This window comes from Shewanella sp. BJSY2023SW001 (assembly GCF_047314685.1).
Classification (GTDB): Bacteria; Pseudomonadota; Gammaproteobacteria; order Enterobacterales; family Shewanellaceae; genus Shewanella; species Shewanella indica.
The window spans coordinates 1-20285 of sequence record NZ_JBKORF010000051.1; the positions used below are offsets into that span (position 1 = coordinate 1).

Sequence of the window (20285 nt, forward strand, 5' to 3'; positions counted from 1 at the left end):
TTGGCTACACTCAGGACTCGCCAAATGCATCCATGCATAACGGCCAGCTCGCCTTCCTTGGCTCGCGCTCATAAGCTTGTTGCTTCGCAACATTCACCTTGCTCGACCTTCGAGCCTCGACATCCCTGTCTCGGCTACGCCGATTTGCAACAACGCCAGCGGCGGCTCCGAAGGGGAGCTGGTGCAATTCTGTTAGCGCTGAGTAGCTGGAAACATCTGAAGTGTCTTCAGACATACACCTCATTTCCAGGCACAGGCGGAACTGTGACCTTCCGAGCCAGGGATGGCGAGGCAGAGCTTACAGGGACGTACTCGCAGCGAGTCACAGGATCGCCTGTGCGAGAGCGCACCGCAGGTGATTGACTACACCGTGGCCGGAAGCTCGGCCAATACTAACTTAGGAACTTTTAGCTGGAAGCTATATTAGCCGCTGTGCCAGCGGCCTAAAGTCGTGGAGCAAGTGCATCCATGCACAAGGGCCAGTTCGCCATCCCTGGCTCTCGCTCGTAAGCATGTCGCTATGCGACACTCGCCGCCCCACACTCGAGGAAAGGGGGCTGTATCGACTCGCCCCCTTTCCAAACCCCCAGCGACCCGCGACGCAGCGGAAAACCCCTTGTGCTTATGATGCCAATTCGCTATCGCGCCAGACGCTCAGAGTCACATCCATGTGACTCTGGCCCAGCTCAACATCCTGTTTCGCGCTCGTTAGCTCGTCGCTAAGCGACACTCGCCCCTGATTAACTGGCGCAGAATGGGCATCTGCCGGACAGGAGTCCCAATGCCGTGAAGGGCAGGACGCCCGTGAACGGCCATGCCTCGCTACGCGATTGTCATCAACGCCCTGCGGCCGCTTCGAGCGGGAGTTGCTGAAATTCTGTGAGAATGGAGTAGCTTGAAATATCTGAAGTGCTTGCAGAAATGCAGCTCATTTTCAGGCTCTGGTTCTAGTTCTGGTGGGACTATGACTGTCGAAAAAGGGAAGAATGCAAACCCCCAGTCAATTCCGCTTCAAAAACAAACCAAATCAGTGTGTTGTTGCCTTTGTCAAAACTTGACCTTTGGCTAATTGTTTTCACATTCAGTACTGGCTATTGTAAAGCTAATTCAATAGCTTGGCTTTAGCGCTTCCTTAAGCTTAATTAAGGTCAGAAACAGCAACACTTTTCTGTTTTCAGCGAAATGCAGGGACGAACAGAGTTTGGACCCGTGCGGTAGCCATGGCTTTACTTAGCGTTTTTTGTAAGATCTGGGTTTTAGGGCGCTTGGTTTTAAGGCCCCTATTTGCAGGGCTTGAAGCGCTCATGGTAAGTGCCTAAGAACTGATTTTCTATACAGTATTATTGCCGTTCTAGGAAAAATACCGGAAATTTGCAGCTAAGTTTGCGCGTTATTTCTGTAACATTTTAGAAAATAACATTAAATTCATAAAGTTAAAAAAATGCAGCTGGTAGATAATAGGTTTGGAAACCGCGCATGCGCGTTTAGCTGCAAGGGATATTTGGACTAAACTTTATTATATCCAGCCAATACAAACAGATAGCGATGCGCGTTTACACTCATCCGAGGACTAAAACGCGCATGCGCACTATACAGCTGTTAGGGCTACTAAATTAACATAGGAGTTTAAAAGTGGTTTCATGGGAGAAAATGTTCGAAAATTATGATAAACGGCTAGATCTTGATGACATCAATGAATTTCAATCACATTTAAATAATGCAGTTGATCACAAAATTAAAAAATTAGAAGCTGAATATGACACTGTTACTCAGGAAAATTTCGCCGACCCTGATGATTTAATCCCTTATAAAGAACACTTAAATGACGTGATGATGTCTGTGTATTCTGCAAAGGTTTTAGGTTACGAGCTTAGTATTATAGCTCTCTATAAAAAAGTAGAAATAAAAACAAAGAAAATAATAGAAGCAAGAGTTCCAAATCCTAAGGCAAAAAACTTGTCCTATTTTAATAACTTGTGCGATGTACTCCCGTTTGATATTAAGTTCGTCAATGGATATGAATCTTTTAATGAACTGAGGCTTATTAATAACTCAATAAAACATGGTGGCTATGTTTCATCTGAGTTGGCAACTAGTTATCCCGATTGGAAAGAAGAAGATGAGTTAAAAGATTTAGAAAAAGCCTATGAGCGTTTGTTACCAGGAGTTGAGAGCTATGTTTATGATTTGGTGTCAAAAATATACGAAATTCCTAAGTCGTAGCCCTAACAAAATGTTTAAGAGTGATTCGCAACGCGTGGCATTTTTACTATGCGTTGAATTCAGTGATTAAGGTGGTATGCAAGGGCTTCGGTATTGCGTTGCTCACACCTTAACATGGCGTTATGCATTTTTGAAGGAGCATCAATGTCTGTAGAAGTAATCAAAGAGCAAATCTTTCAGTTCTTATCGTCAGATGAGCCTGAGGTTATGGCCATTAAAGGTGAATGGGGCGTTGGGAAAACTTTTAGCTGGAAGAAGTTCCTGAAGGACGCCAGCTCTGAAAATAGAATAAGCCTTGAACGCTACTCTTATGTTTCCCTCTTTGGTATTAACTCACTAGAAGCTTTTAAATATTCAATTTTTGAAAATGTTATCAAGAGAGAGATTATAGGTACTGAGGCTAGTATTGATACTTTCAAGAATAACACTGCAAGCCTAATCGAATCTTTTGGAAGGCAATCTTTCAACTTCTTAAAGGGGGCTCCGATAGTTAAATCATTCAGCCCTGCAATAGAGACAATTTCTTTTTTGTCTTTAAACAGCACGCTTATCTGTATAGATGACTTAGAAAGAAAAGGAAAAGGGCTAGAAATAAAGGATGTCTTAGGGTTGGTGTCACTACTAAAAGAGCAAAAGAAATGCAAGGTAGTGTTGTTACTCAATGACGGAGAAGATGGTCTCGAAGATTATGAGAAATACCGTGAAAAGGTCATTGATATTGAGCTTGCTTTTGCACCAGACCCACAAGAGTGCTCTGAGATAGCATACTCTATCAATACGCCCAATCAATCCAGACTAAGAGAATTGACTTCAAGTCTTGGTATTCGAAATATTCGTATACTAAAGAAAATCGAACGATTGATTACTTTATCTTTACCTTTAACAGAAGGGTTTGAGCCGGAGATATCGGATCAAGTCATACACTCGCTTGTTCTTTATGCGTGGAGTTATTTCTGCTCAAATTCAAATGAAGATATACCTACTTTAGAGTTTATAACTAGTAAGGGCTATACACTTCTTGGTATTGGGGATGAAGAAGTAAGTGAACAACATAAGAAGTGGCAAACTGCTCTGCAAGCATATGGTTATCAACTTACTGATGAACTAGATTTGTTATTGGCAGAGGCTGTCAAAACAGGTTATTTCGTTGAAGAAGACTTCAAAGAAAAAGCATCCCATAAAAATCAGGAAATAATCGCATCTAAATCCCAAGGATCTTTCTCAGAAGCTTGGCGGCTCTATCATGACACTTTTAATGATAACGGCGATGAAGTTATTAATGGCTTGTATGAAAGCTTCAAGGCAAACTGTAAATATATAACACCTTCTAACTTAAACGGTACTGTTTCTTTGTTCCGAGAATTAGGTGAAGACGACAAAGCAACCGAAATTATTGATATTTACATAGAAAGCAGAAAAGACGAGACCGAACTCTTCAATATGAAGGAAAATAACGTCTTTGGTGATATTAGGGACCCAGAGGTCATTGATAAGTTTAACAACGTTTACAACCAGTCTGTTACTACCGAAACAGCGAAACAAGTCTTAGACAGGATAGCAGGCCAAAATGGCTGGAACCAAAGTGACGAAGTAGTGTTAGCAAACACAACTATCGATGAATACTACAATTTATTTAAATCTGAGACTGGTCGGCATCTTTCATCCTTTGTGACGACGTGTTTAAAATTTGGACAGTTTGGAAATGCAAGTGATCAACAGAAAGAAATTGCCAATAGAGCTACAGAGGCACTACTGAGAATTGCTTCTGAAAGTGAAATCAACAAAAGAAGAGTCAAGAAATTCGGAGTAGACGTTGAAGATGCATAACAAGGCGCTGCTACGGAAAATTTACTCGCTGGCGCTCCCAAATTTCCGCAGAGCGCGGCGTTAGATGATTTAAGGAAGCATCGAGATATTTATGAGTGATGGAATAATTGCTAAAGCAACTTATGTGTGTATAAGTTGCGGCCATGAACATAATTTGAAGCAAAATGAAATTACTTTTGAAGCTGAGTCAGGCTCCGAAAGAGGTATGGGCGAAGAGAATCATTACGCTGCATATGTTGATCTTCATTGTGATAACTGCGATCAAGAGATCCATTTAAAGTTTGAAGTTTGGGAATACCCTACAGGAATTGTTAATTACACTAATCACGAAGCTAGTGGCGCAGAAATATTGAATGTTGATTTCAACATTTATCACCGACCACCGACACCAGAAGAAGAGCCAGATGATAACTCAAGAGTATTAGGCGCTGCAGCCGGAGGTGCTATATTCGGTGCTTCTGTTGGTGGACCACTTGGTGCGATATTAGGCGGTATTATTGGTGGTCTAATTGGTGACTCAGTAAAAAAAGGAGGGAAAGGAAATGGATAAAGCCATATTTATTCCCTCCGCTTTGATTGGTGTTGTATTGATTGCGATCTATGCATTCAGGTGCCATAAGGCAAAAAAAGAATTCAATCAGGCTGTTATGGTTAATGCAATTCTTCAAGCAAGTGGCGTGGTTTGTGGTATTCTTTTAGTTGCAGGAACGATCAATGAAGATGCCAGAAAACTATTAAAAGAAATTGATCTGTATATTTTCATTGCGGGTATGGTTGTATTAGCCGCGTCACTAAAAGGAATCTATTCAGATATATTCCTATCCACTAAAGTAAGCGATTCAAAATCATCTAACAAGTCAAGTAAGTCGGATGCGGCAAGCCGCACCGCTTCTTGAAGCGTTATGCGATTTATAAACTTAAATTAAGGAGCAATAGAAGTGAAAAAATGGATAGTGATTTTATTATCGAGTGCAGCGTTGACTGGTTGTGGTGAGAGTAAGGATGAGTACATAGGGACTTACAGTTATGTGAAAGCTAGCACGGGCAAGGAGATCTTGGCTGAAATAAAGAAAGATGGTGAGTCTTATTTTTTTGTTGAAAATATAGACAGACCTTCACAAATTTTGGCTCTGGGTATTGAAGATGACGGTCTGGTCTATAATGGAAAATTATTGAAACTTTCATCAGACCAATCCAAGCTCTATTTCGCAGGAATTACAGCTGATAAAATAAGTGAACCAGAGCTAAATGAATGGAAGAAAAAACGAGATGAATTAGCCAAGATATGTGACAAAATTCAAGTTCAAATTGATCAGGAAATTAAGCAAAAGTTAAGCAATAGCGATTGGAACGAGTACGTTAGAGAGGTCCGTGCTACAGCACCTGACGATTGTAATCTCAAGGGTCTTAACCTTAGGTGGTAGGTCCGCATAAGAGAATACAGGACAAGAGAATACAGGACAGCCATATCTTTTTGATGTTTCACACAGCCTTGACGAGCCTTTGAAATACCCATCAAAGCTCAGTCGAGGTTGGAGTTTTTGCATGAACCTCGCAGATTATTCGTCTCAGAGAACCTACTTCCAAAAATCCGTCGTTATTTATCAGAGACTGGCCCCTGCAACGTGCTTCCTTGCAGCTCAGAAAGTGTTTTGGATGTCCTGTATGTTCTTCGGCGACACCAAGGGGGGAATTAGTGCAATTCTGTGAGAATGGAGTAGCTTGAAACATCTGAAGATGTCTGCAGACATACACCTATTTCCAGGCACAGGCGGAACTGTGACCGTCGAAAACAGGGACGTTTTCGTCGAGGCTACAAGGATGTATTCATAACAACTTCCCTGTTTAACGGCCAGCTCGTCATCCATGACTCGCGCTCGAAAGCATGTTGCTGCTCAACTCTCGCCGTGTCACAGGATCGCCTGTGCTAAAGGGCCGTTCTCGGACGTCCTGTCCTTCACGGCATTCGGGCTTCCTGCCCATCCGCACCGCTGGTAATGGGCTACAACTTAGCTAGCCGCTAGGACCAAGTTCATTGATGAGTTTTGGCTCAAAGCCATAATAGCCGCAGTGCCAGCGGCTCTCGGCGACACCGAGGGGGGAATTAGTGCAATTCTGTGAGAATGGAGTAACTTGAAACATCTGAAGAGTCTGCAGACATACACCTAATTCCCAGGCACAGGCGAAACTGTGACCGTCGAAAACAGGGACGTTTTCGTCGAGCGCCCAGGGATGGGTTCACAGCGAATCACAGGATCGCCTGTGCGAAAGGTGCACCGCAGGTAATGGACTACATCGTGGCCGGAAGCTCGGCCAATACTCACTTAGGAACTTTTAGCCAAAAGCCATGTTAGCCGCTGTGCCCACAACTATTTGCGCTAAGGGGTTGCTTCAGCAACCAGCTTCAATACGATTCCGGGTTCTGCGCCAGATGCCAGTGCGCTACGTTCGACAAAACCACCGGCCAGCGCCAGCAGTCGGCCATTTTGCATCAGCAGCGGCACTCTGTCTCTGAGCCAGGGCGGCACTCCGAGTTCATGCCAGAGTTTCTTGAGCTCCCGCCCCTTGTCTCTATTGTGGGGCTGACAGCGGTAACTACCCTTGAGTCCCATGACCAATTCAGGCGCAGCAGCAACATCTGATGGCTGAACTTTTGTCCTTTGTGACGCCGGTATTGACGCCATTAGCGAAGCCAGTTGTGGGGCCATTACTTGAGCCAGCGCCACCCTGGGCCCTGAGTCAGCCAATGTCAGCTCCAGGCGCTGCCAGGGGGAGGTGAGCCCAACACTCAGACTCTGCCCTTGGCTCAATGCTTGCAGCTGCTTTTGGCTCAGGGTCAGTTTCGAGAGTCTTGCAGCCACATCTTCGTTCGCACCTGCGCTATCAAGTAATTGGAATGCTGCCCCTGGCAGAGGCGCCATGGCATAGATCTGTTGCCCATAACGCCTGAGGAGCAATCCTTTAAAGCTAAGCTCAAGCTGAGCATCCTCCCTGGCATCAAGTAGCTGCGCCAAGGCTTGCTGCAACTGCACCTGCGCCGGTAAGGGCAAGCGCTGCATCTGAATAAACTGCCGCAGCAACTGCGCCTGCCACTGGGGTGACAACACTTTGAGCCCGGCGCTATCCAGCACCCTAACGCCGCTGAAGCGGCAACGGCCGAGCAAGGGCTGCAACTTTTCGGCGCTGACTTCATCGAGCAGCAACTGCTGCTCGGCGCACAGGGCGGCGCTGCGTGAGGCCGTAGTGGCAATCGAAGGCCAGCGCTGCTTGAGTACTGGGATCACCTCGGCGCGCAGGAAGTTGCGGTCATACTGGGTGTCCTGATTACTCTCATCATTGATATAGGGCAGCTCGAGACTCGCCACCGCCTGCTCTATCTGAGCCCGGCTGCTGTCCAGCATGGGCCGTAATTGCCAGCATGGTGCACTTTCTGCCCTGGATGTCTGAGCCAAGGAACTTTCTGCCTTAGATATCAGAGCCAAGTGCTGAGCTTGCCCCATGGCCGCCAGTCCCTTGGGGCCCTGACCGCGCTTGAGCGCCAGCAGCAGCGTCTCCAACTGATCGTCCTGATGATGGGCCGTCAGCAGAATATCGCCGGGATTGAGCAGCTCGGCAATCGCCTGATAGCGAGCGCGCCGCGCCTCGGCCTCGATACTGACGCGCGGGCCGAGCTCAAGTTGGACCTTCCGAAGAACAAAATTCAGGCCATAATGCTCGGCTCTTTGGCGACAATGAGCCGCCCAGGCATCGGCATTACAGCTGAGGCCATGGTGTACGTGCACCAGGGAGATTTGATAAGGCGTCTTGGGGTGAGTCTCGCCAAAGCGCGCCAAGGTGTAGGCCAGCAGCTCTGAGTCCATACCGCCGCTGTAACCCAGCCAGAGGTGGTTGTCAGCCGTGGCGCCGATTTTATCCAGCAGCGCCGTTAACTTGAGTACCAGGGTATCAACCAGAGTATGGGGCATTAGAAGAGGATCCTGACCTTATCTGTGCCGAGCATGGCTTCCAGTGCCATCATGAGTTCATCACTGGGGTTTACCCGCCAGTCGTCACTCAAACGGAACTGTCCCTTGGCCTGGGCCTGACGATAGTTGATCGCCACAGGCACAGAGCCACCGCGCCAGGGTGAGAGGGTCTCATAAAACTGTGTCAGCCATTCCGGGCTCAATATTGCCGCGTCGAGATCCAGCTCCACCGCCGCCGCAAAGTGGCTGCGGGCTTCGCCCATATCTATGATGTTGCGCGCCGTCATCCGGTTGCCGCCGGAGAAGTCATCGAAGCTCACTTCACCTTCACAGATGAGGATCCTGTCTTTCTCCAGCAGGTGATTGAATTTCTCGAAGGCCTCGGTAAACAGCATCACTTCCAGACGGGCACTCTTGTCGTCCAGCGTCAGCAGCCCCATCTTTGAGCCTCGCTTGGTCAGCATCACCCGGGTGGCGACCACCAATCCGGCGGCCTTGACCGTCTTGCCCCTGTCTGTGGGGTGAATATCCTTGAGCCGCCCGGAGGTGTAGTGCCTGAGCTCTTTGAGATATTGGTTGATGGGGTGACCTGTGAGGTAAAGCCCCAGGGTCTCACGCTCCCCTTCCAACCAGACCTTGTCCGGCCAACGCGGGCAGTCGACAAACTGTTGTTTGCTGTCCTCGGGGTCGTCGTTGAGCAGACCGAACATGTCGCACTGGCCTATGGCTTCGGCCTTGGCGTGCTGATCGGCGGCGCGTATCGCCTCCGGCAAGGTAGCCATCATGGAAGCCCGGTGCGGCCCCAGATTGTCCATGGCGCCGGCATTGATCAGCTTCTCAATCACCCGGCGGTTGAGTTTTTTCAAATCCACCCGGGCGCAGAAATCGAACAAGTCTTTGAACGGCCCACCCTTGCGAGCTTCCAGAATCGATTCGACCGGCCCTTCGCCCACGCCCTTGATGGCGCCTATACCGTAGACGATATTGAGCTCTTCATCGACGGTAAACTTGAACAGGCCCTTGTTGACATCCGGCGGAATAAGCTTGAGCCCCATGCGCTCACACTCATCCACCAGGGTCACTATCTTGTCTGTGTTGTCCATATCGGCGGACATTACCGCCGCCATAAATTCAGACGGGTAGTGGGTCTTGAGCCAGAGTGTCTGATAAGACACCAGTGCGTAGGCGGCCGAGTGCGATTTGTTGAAGCCGTAACCGGCGAATTTCTCCACCAGATCGAAGATCTTCATCGCCAGTTCGCCATCAACGCCGTTTTTTATCGCCCCGGCTTCAAAACCAGCACGCTGCTTGGCCATCTCTTCCGGTTTTTTCTTACCCATGGCCCGGCGCAGCATGTCCGCGCCGCCCAGGGTATAACCCGCCAGCGTCTGGGCAATCTGCATCACCTGTTCCTGATAGAGGATGATGCCGTAGGTAGGATCCAAAATCGGTTTAAGGCTCTCGTGTTGCCACTTCTCATCCGGGTAGGAGATGGCCTCGTGGCCGTGCTTACGCTCGATAAAGTTATCTACCATCCCCGACTGCAGCGGGCCTGGGCGGAACAGGGCCACCAGAGCGATCATATCTTCGAAACAGTCGGGCTGCAGACGTTTGATAAGATCTTTCATGCCGCGGGATTCCAGCTGGAATACCGCTGTGGTTTCGTAGCGTTTAAGCACCCCGAAGGACTTGGCATCGTCAAGCGGAATGGCGGCAATATCGACCGGCGGCTTGCCGAGCTTGGCGAGCCTTGGGTTAATCATCCCCAGCGCCCAGTCGATAATGGTCAGGGTTCTGAGACCCAGGAAGTCAAATTTCACCAGACCGGCGGTTTCCACGTCGTTCTTGTCGAACTGGGTCACCGGGTTTTTGCCTTCGGCGTCGCAATAAAGCGGCGAGAAGTCGGTGATCTTGGTCGGCGCAATCACCACGCCCCCGGCGTGCTTACCCGCGTTACGGGTCACCCCCTCAAGCTTGCGGCACATGTCGATAAGGTCTTTGACATCCTCATCGGCCTCATAGGCTTCAGGCAGCGCCGGCTCGACCTCAAACGCCTTGGCCAACGTCATCCCGGGCTCGGCCGGGATCATCTTGGAAATTCTGTCGACAAAACCGTAGGGGTGCCCCAGCACCCGGCCCACGTCACGCACTACCGCCTTGGCGGCCATGGTACCGAAGGTGATGATCTGCGATACCGCGTCCCGGCCATAGAGTTCGGCCACGTGATCGATAACCTCATCGCGCCTGTCCATACAGAAGTCGACGTCAAAGTCGGGCATCGACACCCGCTCGGGGTTAAGAAAACGTTCGAACAGCAGGTCAAATTCCAGCGGGTCCAGGTCAGTGATCTTAAGCGCATAGGCCACCAGGGAGCCGGCACCCGAACCCCGCCCCGGGCCCACGGGAATACCGTTGTCCTTACCCCACTGGATAAACTCCATCACGATAAGGAAGTAGCCGGGGAAGCCCATCTGGTTGATAACCTTGAGCTCAATATCCAGACGCTCGTCATACTCGCCGCGCTTTTCCGCCCGCTCCTGTGGGTCCGGGAACAGGAACTCGAGACGCTCTTCCAGCCCCTCTTTGGAGCGCATCACCAGATAGTCAGCGGTGGACAGCTCACCCGTGGGGAAGTTGGGCAGGAAGTACTCACCAAGCCGCACGGTAACGTTACAGCGCTTGGCTATCTCCACCGTGTTTTGCAGCGCTTCCGGAATGTCGGCAAACAGCTCGCACATCTCAGCTTCAGTCTTGAGATACTGCTGCTCGCTGTATTTCTTGGGTCTACGGGGGTCAGCCAATGTGTAGCCATCGTGGATAGCCACCCGGATTTCATGGGCCTCGAACTCTTCCGGGGTCATGAACACCACCTGGTTGGTGGCAACCACAGGCAGGCCTGTGTTGGCAGCATGTTCCACCGCCATGTGCAGGTAGCGCTCCTCATCCGGGCGCCCGGTGCGGATCAGTTCAATAAAGTAACGGTCGTTGAAGTGCTGCTTATAGAAATCGGTCAGTTCCTGGGCCTGGTTCTGGTTGCCCTTGAGCAGCGCCTTGCCCAAGTCCCCTTCCCTTGCGCCGGAGAGCAGCAAAATACCGGCGCCGTGCTCCAGCAGCCACTGCTGATCGATAGCGACCCGGTCACGCACCTGACCGCGCAGATAGGCCTTGGAGATCAGTTGAGTCAGGTTCTGGTAGCCATCGTTATCCATAGCCAGCACGGTAAGCGCGCAAAACTCATCTTCAAAGCCGGGCACCAACATCCAGAAGTCGGCCCCTATGATGGGTTTTATCCCGGCGCCATGGCAGCCACCGTAGAATTTCACCAGACCACAGAGGTTGTTCTGATCCGTCAGCGCCACTGCCGCCATGCCCTCATCGGCCACCTTGGCCAGAATGGGCTTGACCTTGGCCAGACCATCGGTCATGGAAAAGTCTGAGTGAACACGTAGATGGACGAAACGGGGCTGTGACATGAAAATCCGATTACTCTGACAAGCTGAAAATCAATAGGCAAAGATAACACGCCGGAAGAGGTTCACCAAAGTTAAAACCGGCCATTTAACCTTGCTGTTGATAGAAGCGCCAATTAACCGAGAAATGACGCTCGGCTCAGATTCGCTTTTCACCGACATACCAACAAAAAGATGTAACAGCAAAAAATGACAGGGCAGCAGCGGCTGCCCTTTGGGTTGCATCTTTAGGTTTCAGAACGGCTTATGAATGCTGCTCCAGCCATTCGCGTACCGGCCTGAAGCTGCGTCTGTGTTCAGGCAAGACACCGTGTTGACTCAAGGCTTCGAAATGCGCCTTGGTGGGATAGCCCTTATGGGCGGCAAAACCATACTCAGGGTGGCGGAGGTCAAGCTCGGCCATCTCCCGGTCGCGGGTGACCTTGGCTATGATAGAGGCGGCGCTGATGGCCGGGATCAAGCCATCGCCCTTAACCACTGCGGCCGAAGACAGGCCAAAATCCGGGGTCCGATTGCCGTCTACCAAGACTTTTTCGGGACGCACCTTCAAGCCCGCAACGGCGCGCTGCATCGCCAACATGGTGGCATGCAATATGTTGAGCTCATCGATTTCCGCCGGGCTGGCTCGACCGACTGAGACCGCCAGCGCCTTGGCCAGAATCTCTTCATAGAGGGCATCGCGTTTCCTTTCGCTGAGCTTCTTGGAATCATTGAGGCCGGTGACGGGATTGGCGGGATCCAGGATCACCGCTGCCGTGACCACATCGCCGACCAAGGGGCCACGCCCCACTTCATCTACCCCGGCGACCAGCCCCTGGCACAACAGCTGCGCTTCGGCCTCCGAGAGTTGCTTATAGACTGTCATCTTTCCTCGGCTTTTTTATCCAGCAATGCCACAACCGCCTGGGCCGCCTTCTCACTGGCGTTGCAGGCCAGCAGGCTGTGCAACTTAGTAAACTCGGCCAGCAGCGGCCGGTTATCTTTATCCAGCAATTTACCCACCTCTTCGGCTATCCGCTCGGCAGTGCAATCATCTTGGATAAGCTCTGCCACCAACTCTCTTCCGGCCAACAAATTGGGCAAAGAGAAGTGGTTTATCTGCATCATCCGCTTGGCAATACGGTAAGTGATAGGGCTAACCCGATAGCCGACCACCATAGGGCGCTTGACCAACATGGCTTCCAGCGTGGCGGTGCCCGATGCCAGCAAGATGGCATCGCTGGCGGCCATCACTTCCCGCGAGCGCCCTTCCGTCATATGAATTTCCAGATCCGGCGCATAGGTTTCCAGCGCGGCAAGAAACTGCTGGCGGCGTTTTTCATTCACCAAGGGGGTAATAAACTTGAGATCCGGATAGCGCTGTTTCAGCAGCCTGGCCGCCTCCACAAAGGGCTGGGCCAACATCTTCAACTCGCCACCACGAGAACCCGGCAGGATGGCCAAATATTCAGCCTCGACTTTCAAGCCGAGTGCTTCTCTGGCAAGACGCTTGTCATTCTCCATCGGGATCTCATCGGCCAAAGTGTGGCCGACAAAGGTACAAGGCACCTGATGCTTGTCGTAGAAGGCTTTTTCAAACGGCAGCAGTGACAGCACCATATTGGTGGCGCGGGCGATTTTGAAGATCCGCTTAGGACGCCAGGCCCAAACCGACGGGCTGACATAATGCACCGTCTTGATCCCACGCGCCTTGAGCTTGAGCTCCAGGCCGATATTGAAGTCCGGGGCATCTATGCCGATAAAGCAATCCGGCTGCAGCGCGGTTATCTGTTTGACCAGACTCGAGCGTATCTTCAACAATCTCGGTAGACGGGAAAGCACCTCGGCAATTCCCATCACGGCCAACTCTTCCATGGCAAACAGCGACTCGAATCCGAGCGCCTCCATGCGAGGGCCTCCTATACCGATAAAACGGGCGTCCGGATAGCGCTGTTGCAATGCTCTCATCAGGCCGGCACCTAAAATATCGCCGGAGATTTCTCCGGCGACCATTGCAAAGACTAACTTTCTATTTTGTGTCATTCGTTCTCACTGTGTCAGCGAATAATTCCTCGATTTGAGGAGGTCACAAAATCAACAAATGCTTGTACCTGTGGCTCTTTTGCGGCGTCTTCAGCCATAGCTGCGATGGCCTCTTCCAGAGTCAGGCTGCTGCGGTACAGGGTCTTGTAAGCCCGGCGCAGCGCTTGCTGGGTCTCTTTGGCAAAGCCGCGGCGCTTCATGCCTTCCATATTCAGACCTCGGGGAATGGCCGCCTGGCCAGAGGCCATCACGAAAGGAGGCACATCCTGCAGCACCAAAGAACAACCTGCAGTAAAGGCATGGGCACCAATGTGCACAAACTGGTGCACTCCTGTCATACCGCCGAGAATAGCCCAGTCACCCACATGGCAATGACCGGCAATAGAGGCGTTGTTGGCCATGATCACATTGTCGCCCACCACGCAGTCGTGAGCGATATGTACATAGGCCATAAACAGGTTGTTGGAGCCGATACGGGTCTCGCTGTTGTCCTGCACTGTGCCACGGTGAATGGTGACAGATTCACGGATGATATTGTTATCACCCATGATAAGCCGGGTAGGTTCACCGGCATATTTCTTGTCCTGGCAATCTTCACCAACTGAGGCAAACTGAAAAATCCGGTTGCCCTTGCCAATGATGCTGGGTCCCTTGATAACCACATGGGAACTAATCCAGCAATCATCGCCGATCTCCACATCCGGTCCTATATAACTCCAGGGACCGATAGTAACATTCTTACCTATCTTGGCGTCGGGGTGAACGAAAGCTAATTTATCTATCACTTGCTAATCTCTCTGCGGGCACACATGATTTCTGCTGAACACACCAGCTCACCATCCACTTTGGCCTCGCCGTAGAAAACGCCAATCCCGCGGCGTTCCTTGATCATCTTCACTTCAAAGTGCAGCTGATCACCTGGCTCAACAACCCGTTTGAAACGAGCATTGTCGATACCGGCAAAATAATACAACACGTCCGGAGACGGCTTGTCGCTCATGGTCTTGAACGCCAACAAGCCGGTGGCCTGCGCCATGGCTTCCAGAATGAGCACGCCAGGCATAACCGGCTGCACAGGGAAGTGTCCCTGAAAGAAAGGCTCATTGATGGTGACGTTCTTGATCGCATGCAGAGTTTCACCCGGAGTAAAATCCAGTACTCTATCGATCAACAAAAATGGATACCTGTGTGGCAGGTAAGCCAAAATCTCTTTGATATCCATTGTATTTAATTGATTAGACACGAACTCGTTTCCTCATGCCGCTTAACACACAGCGGTATTAATCTTGGGGTTTAACGGTTTTTTTCCAGGGTCTTGACCCGCTGGAACAGCTCGTCCAATTGACGGAAGCGAACCGTATTTTTACGCCACAGCCTGTTGGGCATGGCCACAGTGGCGGAGGAGTATACCCCAGGTTCACGAACATCGTTAGTAATGTTGGTGCTGCCAGTGACATGCACCCCATCGGTAATGCTCAGATGACCGGAAATCGCGCAATTGCCACCAATGATACAATGTTTACCTATAGTCACGCTGCCTGCCAACACAGTACAGCCGGCAATCGCAGTGTTGGCTCCAATAATATCGTTATGGGCCACTTGCACCTGGTTGTCGAGGATCACGCCATCATGAATTTCAGTATGGTCGATTGCGCCGCGATCTATGGTAGTACCGGCACCAATCTCCACTCTGTCACCTATGCGCACGCCGCCGGTTTGAGGGATTTTGATCCACTGACCGCGCTCGTTGGCATAACCGAAACCATCGGAGCCGATAATCGCCCCCGAGTGAACGATACAGTTTTGCCCCATATGCACATTGTGATAGACGGTGACATTGGCCCACAGGCGACTGCCTGAGCCTATGATGACATCCTGACCAACCACAGTACCGGCACCTATCTGAACATTTTCGCCCAAAATACTGTTGGCACCTATTACCGCATTAGCGCCAACCGCAACGCCCTCACCCAGTTTGGCACTGGGATGAATTTGCGCCGAGGGATGGATATCCTCTGCGGCGGCCGGCGTACTGTCCAGCAATTGCGCGACTCTGGCGAAACCGACATAGGGATCATTGAGTACCAAGGCGTTACCGGCAAAACCGTCCAACTCTTTAGGCGAGATCAATACCGCACCAGCCTGAGTCTGCTCCAGCTGGCTACGGTATTTGGTGTTGGCCAGAAAGGTGATCTGATCCGGCCGCGCCTTTTCAAGTGTCGCCACCGAGGAGACAGTCACACTGTCATCCCCGCGAACTTCAGCCCCTAGTAGCTGGCCAAGCTCTTTCAACGAAAAAGACTTCATCGATTTACTGGCCTTTGCTCAAGGCTTCAACCACTTTGGAACTGATGTCGGCAGCTGGCTTAACATAAACCACGGCACCGCGTTGCAGTACCATGTCGTACTTCTCTTTTTCAGCTATGGTGTTAATAGCCTTCTGCACCTTTACCAGCAGCTTGTTTTGCTCTTCGCCCTGACGACGACGCAGATCTTCATCCAGCGCCTTACCTTTGAGCTGATAGTCAGCCTTCAGAGATTCCATTTTACGAACCAGTTCGGTCTTTTGCGCTTCGCTCATCAGCGCGGCATCACGCTGCTGCTTTTCCAGCAAACCACGAAGGTCTTCCTGCAATTTCTGAACTTCGGCCATACGATCACCGAACTCAGTCTTGAGTGCGTTGCTGATCTGCTCACGTTGTGGCAGTTGTTCAAACACAGCGCCCATATCGACAACCGCCAGTTTCTCAGCTTGGGCAGCCAGAGGAGCCCCCATCAACATCAGCGTCATCAGTGCGCCGTTTACCATTTTTTTCAAAGTCAGACTCCTTGTTTTTCTTCAGCAATGCTTGCCGAGTTTATGTAATTTAGAAAGTTTTGCCAATATTGAACGAGAAGATCTCGGTCTCGTCATCGTCGTATTCCTTAACGGGCCAGGCCAGGCTGAACACCATGGGCCCCATGGGCGACAGCCATTGCAGGCTAAGGCCCCAGGAGGCACGGATACGGCTCGGATCACTGTAATCGGCCAACTTGGAAAACTCATCCGCCGGCAAGAAACGATAGGAGTCATAATCAAACTCCGTATCCCAGACGTTACCCGCATCGATAAAGAAGCTGGTACGTACTGAGTTGCTATAGGCCTCATCCAGGAAAGGAGTCGGCACAATCAGCTCCATACTGGCCGTAGCGATGGCGTTACCACCGATAGAACGACCTGAGCTGATGTAAACTTGGTTGGGATCGCCCGGTAAGCTACAGCCTTCACCATCCGGATTGGGTCCACAAGGCTCGCTGCCACGATACAGATAGAAGGCTCTGGGCCCCACTGAGTTGGACTTGAAGCCACGCAGCGAGCTGGAGCCACCTGAGTAGTAGTTTTCCCAGAACGGCAGGATCTGGTCGTTGTCATTGAAACCACCATAACCGTTGCCATAACCCAGACGGGCACGGGTCAAGAGCACAAACTTATGGCTACGGGTGAGCGGCCAATAGAAGTTGGTATCAAAGTCAGTCTTGAAGTACTGCAGATCCGAACCTGGAACCGTGATCTTACCACTCAAACGCTGGGATGAACCGTCGGTTGGGAAGGTTCCGCGGTTGAGGGTGCTACGATACCAACCCAGGCTAAGTTCGAAGTTATCGAAGCTCAAGTCAGAGTTGGGATCCTCGTTGTCACGATAGATGTTATAGAAGCGGATCGCCTGCTCATAACTGGAAATCTCAGAAATGGTGTTATGACGATAGCCTATGCCGCCGTTGAGTCTGTTGTACTCGTTGATGGGGAAACCACTGTTAAGCGCAACACCATAGGAGCTGTTCTTATAGCGTTCAAGGTTAGCCTCATTAGCATCGAACTCGTTCCAGTAGATGCTGCCACCCAGGCTGACCCCATCTTTGGTGAAATAAGGATCGGTATACGACAGGTTGACGTTCTTGGAGTACTTGTTGGTGTTCAGGTTAATCCCGGCCTGGTTGCCCGTACCGAGGAAGTTGGACTGCTGAACCCCGAACTGCAGGCTCATGCCTGACTCTGTACCATAACCTATACCAGCGTTAAAGGAGCCTGATGGCTGCTCTTTCACCTTGAAGGCCACATCCACCAAGTCGTCTGTGCCCGGCACCTGCACGGTTTCAGTATCGACAGTTTCAAAGTAACCCAGACGGTTGAGTCGTGCCTTGGATTGCTCGACCAAGGCCGAGTTCAACCAGGCTCCTTCCATCTGTCTCAGCTCACGGCGCATTACTTCATCTTTGGTTACTGTGTTACCGGTGAAGTTAATCGCGCGGACATAAACACGCTTGCCGGGCTTAACGTTAACATTCAGGGTCACTTCCTTGGTTTCATCATCTATCTCAGGGAAAGTCTTCACCTCTGGATAGGCGTAACCGAAGCGGCCCAGATACTTACTGTACATCTCTTCGGTAAAGGTCACATCTGCGCCGTTGTATTGCTCACCGGCCTTGATAGGCAAGATACCCTTGAGCAACTCTTCACGACCCATGAGTTCACCGGTCAGGTTGACTTCCTTGACCTTGTACTGCTCGCCTTCATCGACGTTAATGGTGATGTAAAGGCCCTTACGATCCGGCGTCATCGCCACCTGAGTCGAGGTCACCTTGAAACGGATATAACCATTATTGTGGTAGTGGGTCTTGATGGTCTCAAGGTCGGCCTGCAGTTTTTGTTTCTGATAACGGCGCTCGCCGAACAGATCCCACCAGGCTACATAGTCTTTGAGCTCCAGCATGCCGATAAGGTCGGCATCGCTGAAGCGCTCGTTACCCACTATGTTAATCTGACGGATTTCGGCCGCCAGACCTTCGGTAAACTTAAACTTAAGTTCTACCCGGTTACGAGGCAGGTTGATCACCTGGGCCTCTACCTTGGCGCCGTATTTACCCACGCCGTAGTAGAAGTCCTGCAGGCCCTTCTCGATACCCGAGAGCATGGTGCGGTCGAGGGCTTCGCCCACCTTCACACCACTGCCGTCCAGGCTTTCCTGCAGTTGCTCATCTTTGATGTCCTTGTTACCGTCGAAGGTCACGGCACTGATGGTCGGTCTTTCACGTACCGACACTATCAGCACCCCACCATCGCGGGACACCTGAACATTTTCAAAGTTACTGGAGGCATACAGGCTCTTTATCGCCTGTTGCAGCTTGAGTTGGTCGACTGTGTCACCCACTTTGACAGGCAAACTCAGCAAGGCCGCACCGAGTGCCACTCGTTGCAAACCTTCAACTTGGATGTCGGTCACTTCAAAAGGCTGGAAAGACTCTGCCCAACCATTCCCTGAAAACGACGCGCCGACTAATAACATCGAGGCAAAAAGTTTATTCAATCGCATAGCGCACTTCTAATTATTTGTCTGTCCTTGCTCAGAGTCGGGCAAAATCATTGAAAAGGGCAATACTCATCAACATCAGCAGCAACGCCGCCCCAAATCTGAATCCAATTTCCTGTACCCGTTCGGATACAGGCTTACCTGTTATTACTTCCACCAAGTAATACATCAAGTGTCCCCCGTCCAGCACTGGCAACGGCAAGAGATTAATAATGCCGAGGTTTACGCTTATCAGGGCGAGGAACCCGAGAAAATATACCAACCCTATGTTGGCGCTGTTACCGGCCCCCTGCGCGATGGAGATGGGGCCGCTCAAATTTTTAACCGAAACATCACCGGTAAACAACTTGGCGATCATCTTAAAGCTGACGACTACAAGTTGCCATGTTTTATCTGCCGCCACCGAAATGGATTCAAGCGGGCCATACTGCAGATCCAGCAGCATATTGTCTGGCCACTTGGGGGCTTTGGGCGCCAGGCCGATGACACCTTCCATTTCGCCATTGGCACCCTTGCGGCTGTCCGGGATCAGAGTGAAAGTCTGTTGTTCACCACTGCGCTTAACCGTCAGTTGCAACGGCTTACCGGCTGATACTTTAATTTGTCCGACAAAGGTTTGCCAGTCGCTGTATACCTCACCATTGACGGCCACCAGAATATCACCGGCCTTGACCCCGGCCTTGGCGGCCGCACCGCCCTCGGTAACCGTCTCCACTTCAGGGATCACATCCGGGCGGAAAATATCCAGCCCCAGCGTACTGAAGGGGGATTCTTTTTCCGGATCGAAACGCCAGTTGCGGATATCCAACTGATAAGTACGCCCGGAAGGCTCAAGACCATCGTCAGGCTGAGATATCTGGTCGAGCGGCCTCAGGGTCAAGCTCATACTGTCATCGCCGATATGACCGACCAGTGCCAGGTTCACTTCTTCCCAGGTGCGTACCTTTTGCCCGGAAACCGCCACTATCTGCTGAGGGCCATCTATCTGCATCACGGCCGCAGGCGAGCCAGGTCTGACATCGCTGATCACCGGCTTGAGTGAAGGCACGCCGATGAGATACATAATATAGAGCGCGAAAATGGCAAAGATAAAGTTGGCTATCGGCCCGGCAGCGACTATCGCGATACGCGCCCAGACACTCTTGCGATTAAAGGCCTGCTGTTTAAGCTCCTCGGGTACATCCTCGACCCGCTCGTCGAGCATTTTGACATAGCCCCCAAGCGGGATCATGGCTATCACATATTCGGTGCCATCTTTGCCGAGGCGACGCCAAATCGCCTTACCAAAGCCGATAGAGAAACGCTCCACCTTGACACCACAGCGCCTGGCTACCCAAAAGTGGCCATATTCATGGGCGGTGATCAGTATCCCCAAGGCGACGATAAAAGCGCCCAGGTTCCATAAAAAATCAAACATCAGACCTTATTTT

General features: G+C 50.9%; 15 protein-coding genes. 5 read left to right on the forward strand and 10 right to left on the reverse strand.

The window, feature by feature from the left end; genetic code table 11:
- Positions 1-1632: 1632 nt before the first annotated feature.
- The 5 genes from ACMHXH_RS11465 to ACMHXH_RS11485 all read left to right on the forward strand — a co-directional run bounded on the left by ACMHXH_RS11465 (position 1633) and on the right by ACMHXH_RS11485 (position 5474).
- Positions 1633-2223, forward strand: coding sequence for a hypothetical protein (locus ACMHXH_RS11465; RefSeq protein ID WP_335911910.1), 591 nt, complete (start codon positions 1633-1635; stop codon positions 2221-2223).
- A 144-nt stretch (positions 2224-2367) separates the two neighbouring features.
- Complete coding sequence (locus ACMHXH_RS11470; RefSeq protein WP_335911911.1) at positions 2368-4050, forward strand: P-loop NTPase fold protein; 1683 nt, start codon at positions 2368-2370, stop codon at positions 4048-4050.
- 91 nt (positions 4051-4141) lie between these two features.
- Complete coding sequence (locus ACMHXH_RS11475; protein WP_335911912.1) at positions 4142-4600, forward strand: hypothetical protein; 459 nt, start codon at positions 4142-4144, stop codon at positions 4598-4600.
- Entirely contained in the window at positions 4593-4946 is a 354-nt protein-coding gene (locus ACMHXH_RS11480) for a threonyl-tRNA synthetase (RefSeq protein WP_335911913.1), read from the forward strand. The genes ACMHXH_RS11475 and ACMHXH_RS11480 overlap by 8 nt, the downstream gene beginning before the upstream one ends.
- Before the next feature lie 42 nt (positions 4947-4988).
- Entirely contained in the window at positions 4989-5474 is a 486-nt protein-coding gene (locus tag ACMHXH_RS11485; RefSeq protein WP_234501705.1) for a hypothetical protein, read from the forward strand.
- Positions 5475-6428: 954 nt separating this feature from the next.
- Here the strand turns inward: ACMHXH_RS11485 and tilS are convergent.
- From tilS to rseP, 10 genes are all read right to left on the reverse strand, one after another.
- A complete protein-coding gene (gene tilS / locus ACMHXH_RS11490; protein ID WP_335911914.1) occupies positions 6429-8015 on the reverse strand; it encodes a tRNA lysidine(34) synthetase TilS in 1587 nt (528 codons plus the stop codon).
- Positions 8015-11488 carry a DNA polymerase III subunit alpha gene (dnaE, locus tag ACMHXH_RS11495; RefSeq protein ID WP_335911915.1) on the reverse strand — a complete coding sequence of 1158 codons (3474 nt, stop codon included), beginning with the start codon at positions 11486-11488 and terminating at the stop codon, positions 8015-8017. Before dnaE ends, tilS begins: the two co-directional genes overlap by 1 nt.
- Positions 11489-11729: 241 nt before the next feature.
- Entirely contained in the window at positions 11730-12350 is a 621-nt protein-coding gene (gene rnhB / locus ACMHXH_RS11500; protein WP_039034784.1) for a ribonuclease HII, read from the reverse strand.
- The gene (lpxB, locus tag ACMHXH_RS11505; protein ID WP_039034783.1) at positions 12347-13507 is read right to left on the reverse strand and encodes a lipid-A-disaccharide synthase; all 1161 of its coding nucleotides are present in this window, start codon (positions 13505-13507) and stop codon (positions 12347-12349) included. Before lpxB ends, rnhB begins: the two co-directional genes overlap by 4 nt.
- A 14-nt stretch (positions 13508-13521) precedes the next feature.
- Positions 13522-14292: an acyl-ACP--UDP-N-acetylglucosamine O-acyltransferase gene (lpxA, locus tag ACMHXH_RS11510; RefSeq protein WP_144361691.1), complete on the reverse strand. Its 771-nt coding sequence runs from the start codon at positions 14290-14292 to the stop codon at positions 13522-13524.
- Positions 14289-14750 carry a 3-hydroxyacyl-ACP dehydratase FabZ gene (gene fabZ, locus ACMHXH_RS11515; RefSeq protein ID WP_025010987.1) on the reverse strand — a complete coding sequence of 154 codons (462 nt, stop codon included), beginning with the start codon at positions 14748-14750 and terminating at the stop codon, positions 14289-14291. Before fabZ ends, lpxA begins: the two co-directional genes overlap by 4 nt.
- Before the next feature lie 50 nt (positions 14751-14800).
- Positions 14801-15814: a UDP-3-O-(3-hydroxymyristoyl)glucosamine N-acyltransferase gene (lpxD, locus tag ACMHXH_RS11520; RefSeq protein WP_071477061.1), complete on the reverse strand. Its 1014-nt coding sequence runs from the start codon at positions 15812-15814 to the stop codon at positions 14801-14803.
- A gap of 4 nt (positions 15815-15818) precedes the next feature.
- Positions 15819-16316, reverse strand: a complete 498-nt coding sequence (locus ACMHXH_RS11525) for an OmpH family outer membrane protein (protein ID WP_039034800.1) — start codon at positions 16314-16316, stop codon at positions 15819-15821.
- A gap of 58 nt (positions 16317-16374) precedes the next feature.
- The gene (gene bamA, locus ACMHXH_RS11530) at positions 16375-18858 is read right to left on the reverse strand and encodes an outer membrane protein assembly factor BamA (protein WP_039034780.1); all 2484 of its coding nucleotides are present in this window, start codon (positions 18856-18858) and stop codon (positions 16375-16377) included.
- Between the two features lie 31 nt (positions 18859-18889).
- Positions 18890-20272, reverse strand: coding sequence for a sigma E protease regulator RseP (rseP, locus tag ACMHXH_RS11535; protein WP_233962733.1), 1383 nt, complete (start codon positions 20270-20272; stop codon positions 18890-18892).
- Between the last annotated feature and the right edge of the window lie 13 nt (positions 20273-20285).

Excerpts from the sequence above, each read along its gene's own strand:
- ACMHXH_RS11470 (WP_335911911.1), top strand. The coding sequence starts at position 2,368 with ATGTCTGTAGAAGTAATCAAAGAGCAAATCTTTCAGTTCTTATCGTCA.
- ACMHXH_RS11475 (WP_335911912.1), top strand. The coding sequence starts at position 4,142 with ATGAGTGATGGAATAATTGCTAAAGCAACTTATGTGTGTATAAGTTGC.
- ACMHXH_RS11480 (WP_335911913.1), top strand. The coding sequence starts at position 4,593 with ATGGATAAAGCCATATTTATTCCCTCCGCTTTGATTGGTGTTGTATTG.
- tilS (WP_335911914.1), bottom strand. The coding sequence starts at position 8,015 with ATGCCCCATACTCTGGTTGATACCCTGGTACTCAAGTTAACGGCGCTG.
- dnaE (WP_335911915.1), bottom strand. The coding sequence starts at position 11,488 with ATGTCACAGCCCCGTTTCGTCCATCTACGTGTTCACTCAGACTTTTCC.
- rnhB (WP_039034784.1), bottom strand. The coding sequence starts at position 12,350 with ATGACAGTCTATAAGCAACTCTCGGAGGCCGAAGCGCAGCTGTTGTGC.
- lpxB (WP_039034783.1), bottom strand. The coding sequence starts at position 13,507 with ATGACACAAAATAGAAAGTTAGTCTTTGCAATGGTCGCCGGAGAAATC.
- lpxD (WP_071477061.1), bottom strand. The coding sequence starts at position 15,814 with ATGAAGTCTTTTTCGTTGAAAGAGCTTGGCCAGCTACTAGGGGCTGAA.
- ACMHXH_RS11525 (WP_039034800.1), bottom strand. The coding sequence starts at position 16,316 with ATGGTAAACGGCGCACTGATGACGCTGATGTTGATGGGGGCTCCTCTG.
- bamA (WP_039034780.1), bottom strand. The coding sequence starts at position 18,858 with ATGCGATTGAATAAACTTTTTGCCTCGATGTTATTAGTCGGCGCGTCG.
- rseP (WP_233962733.1), bottom strand. The coding sequence starts at position 20,272 with ATGTTTGATTTTTTATGGAACCTGGGCGCTTTTATCGTCGCCTTGGGG.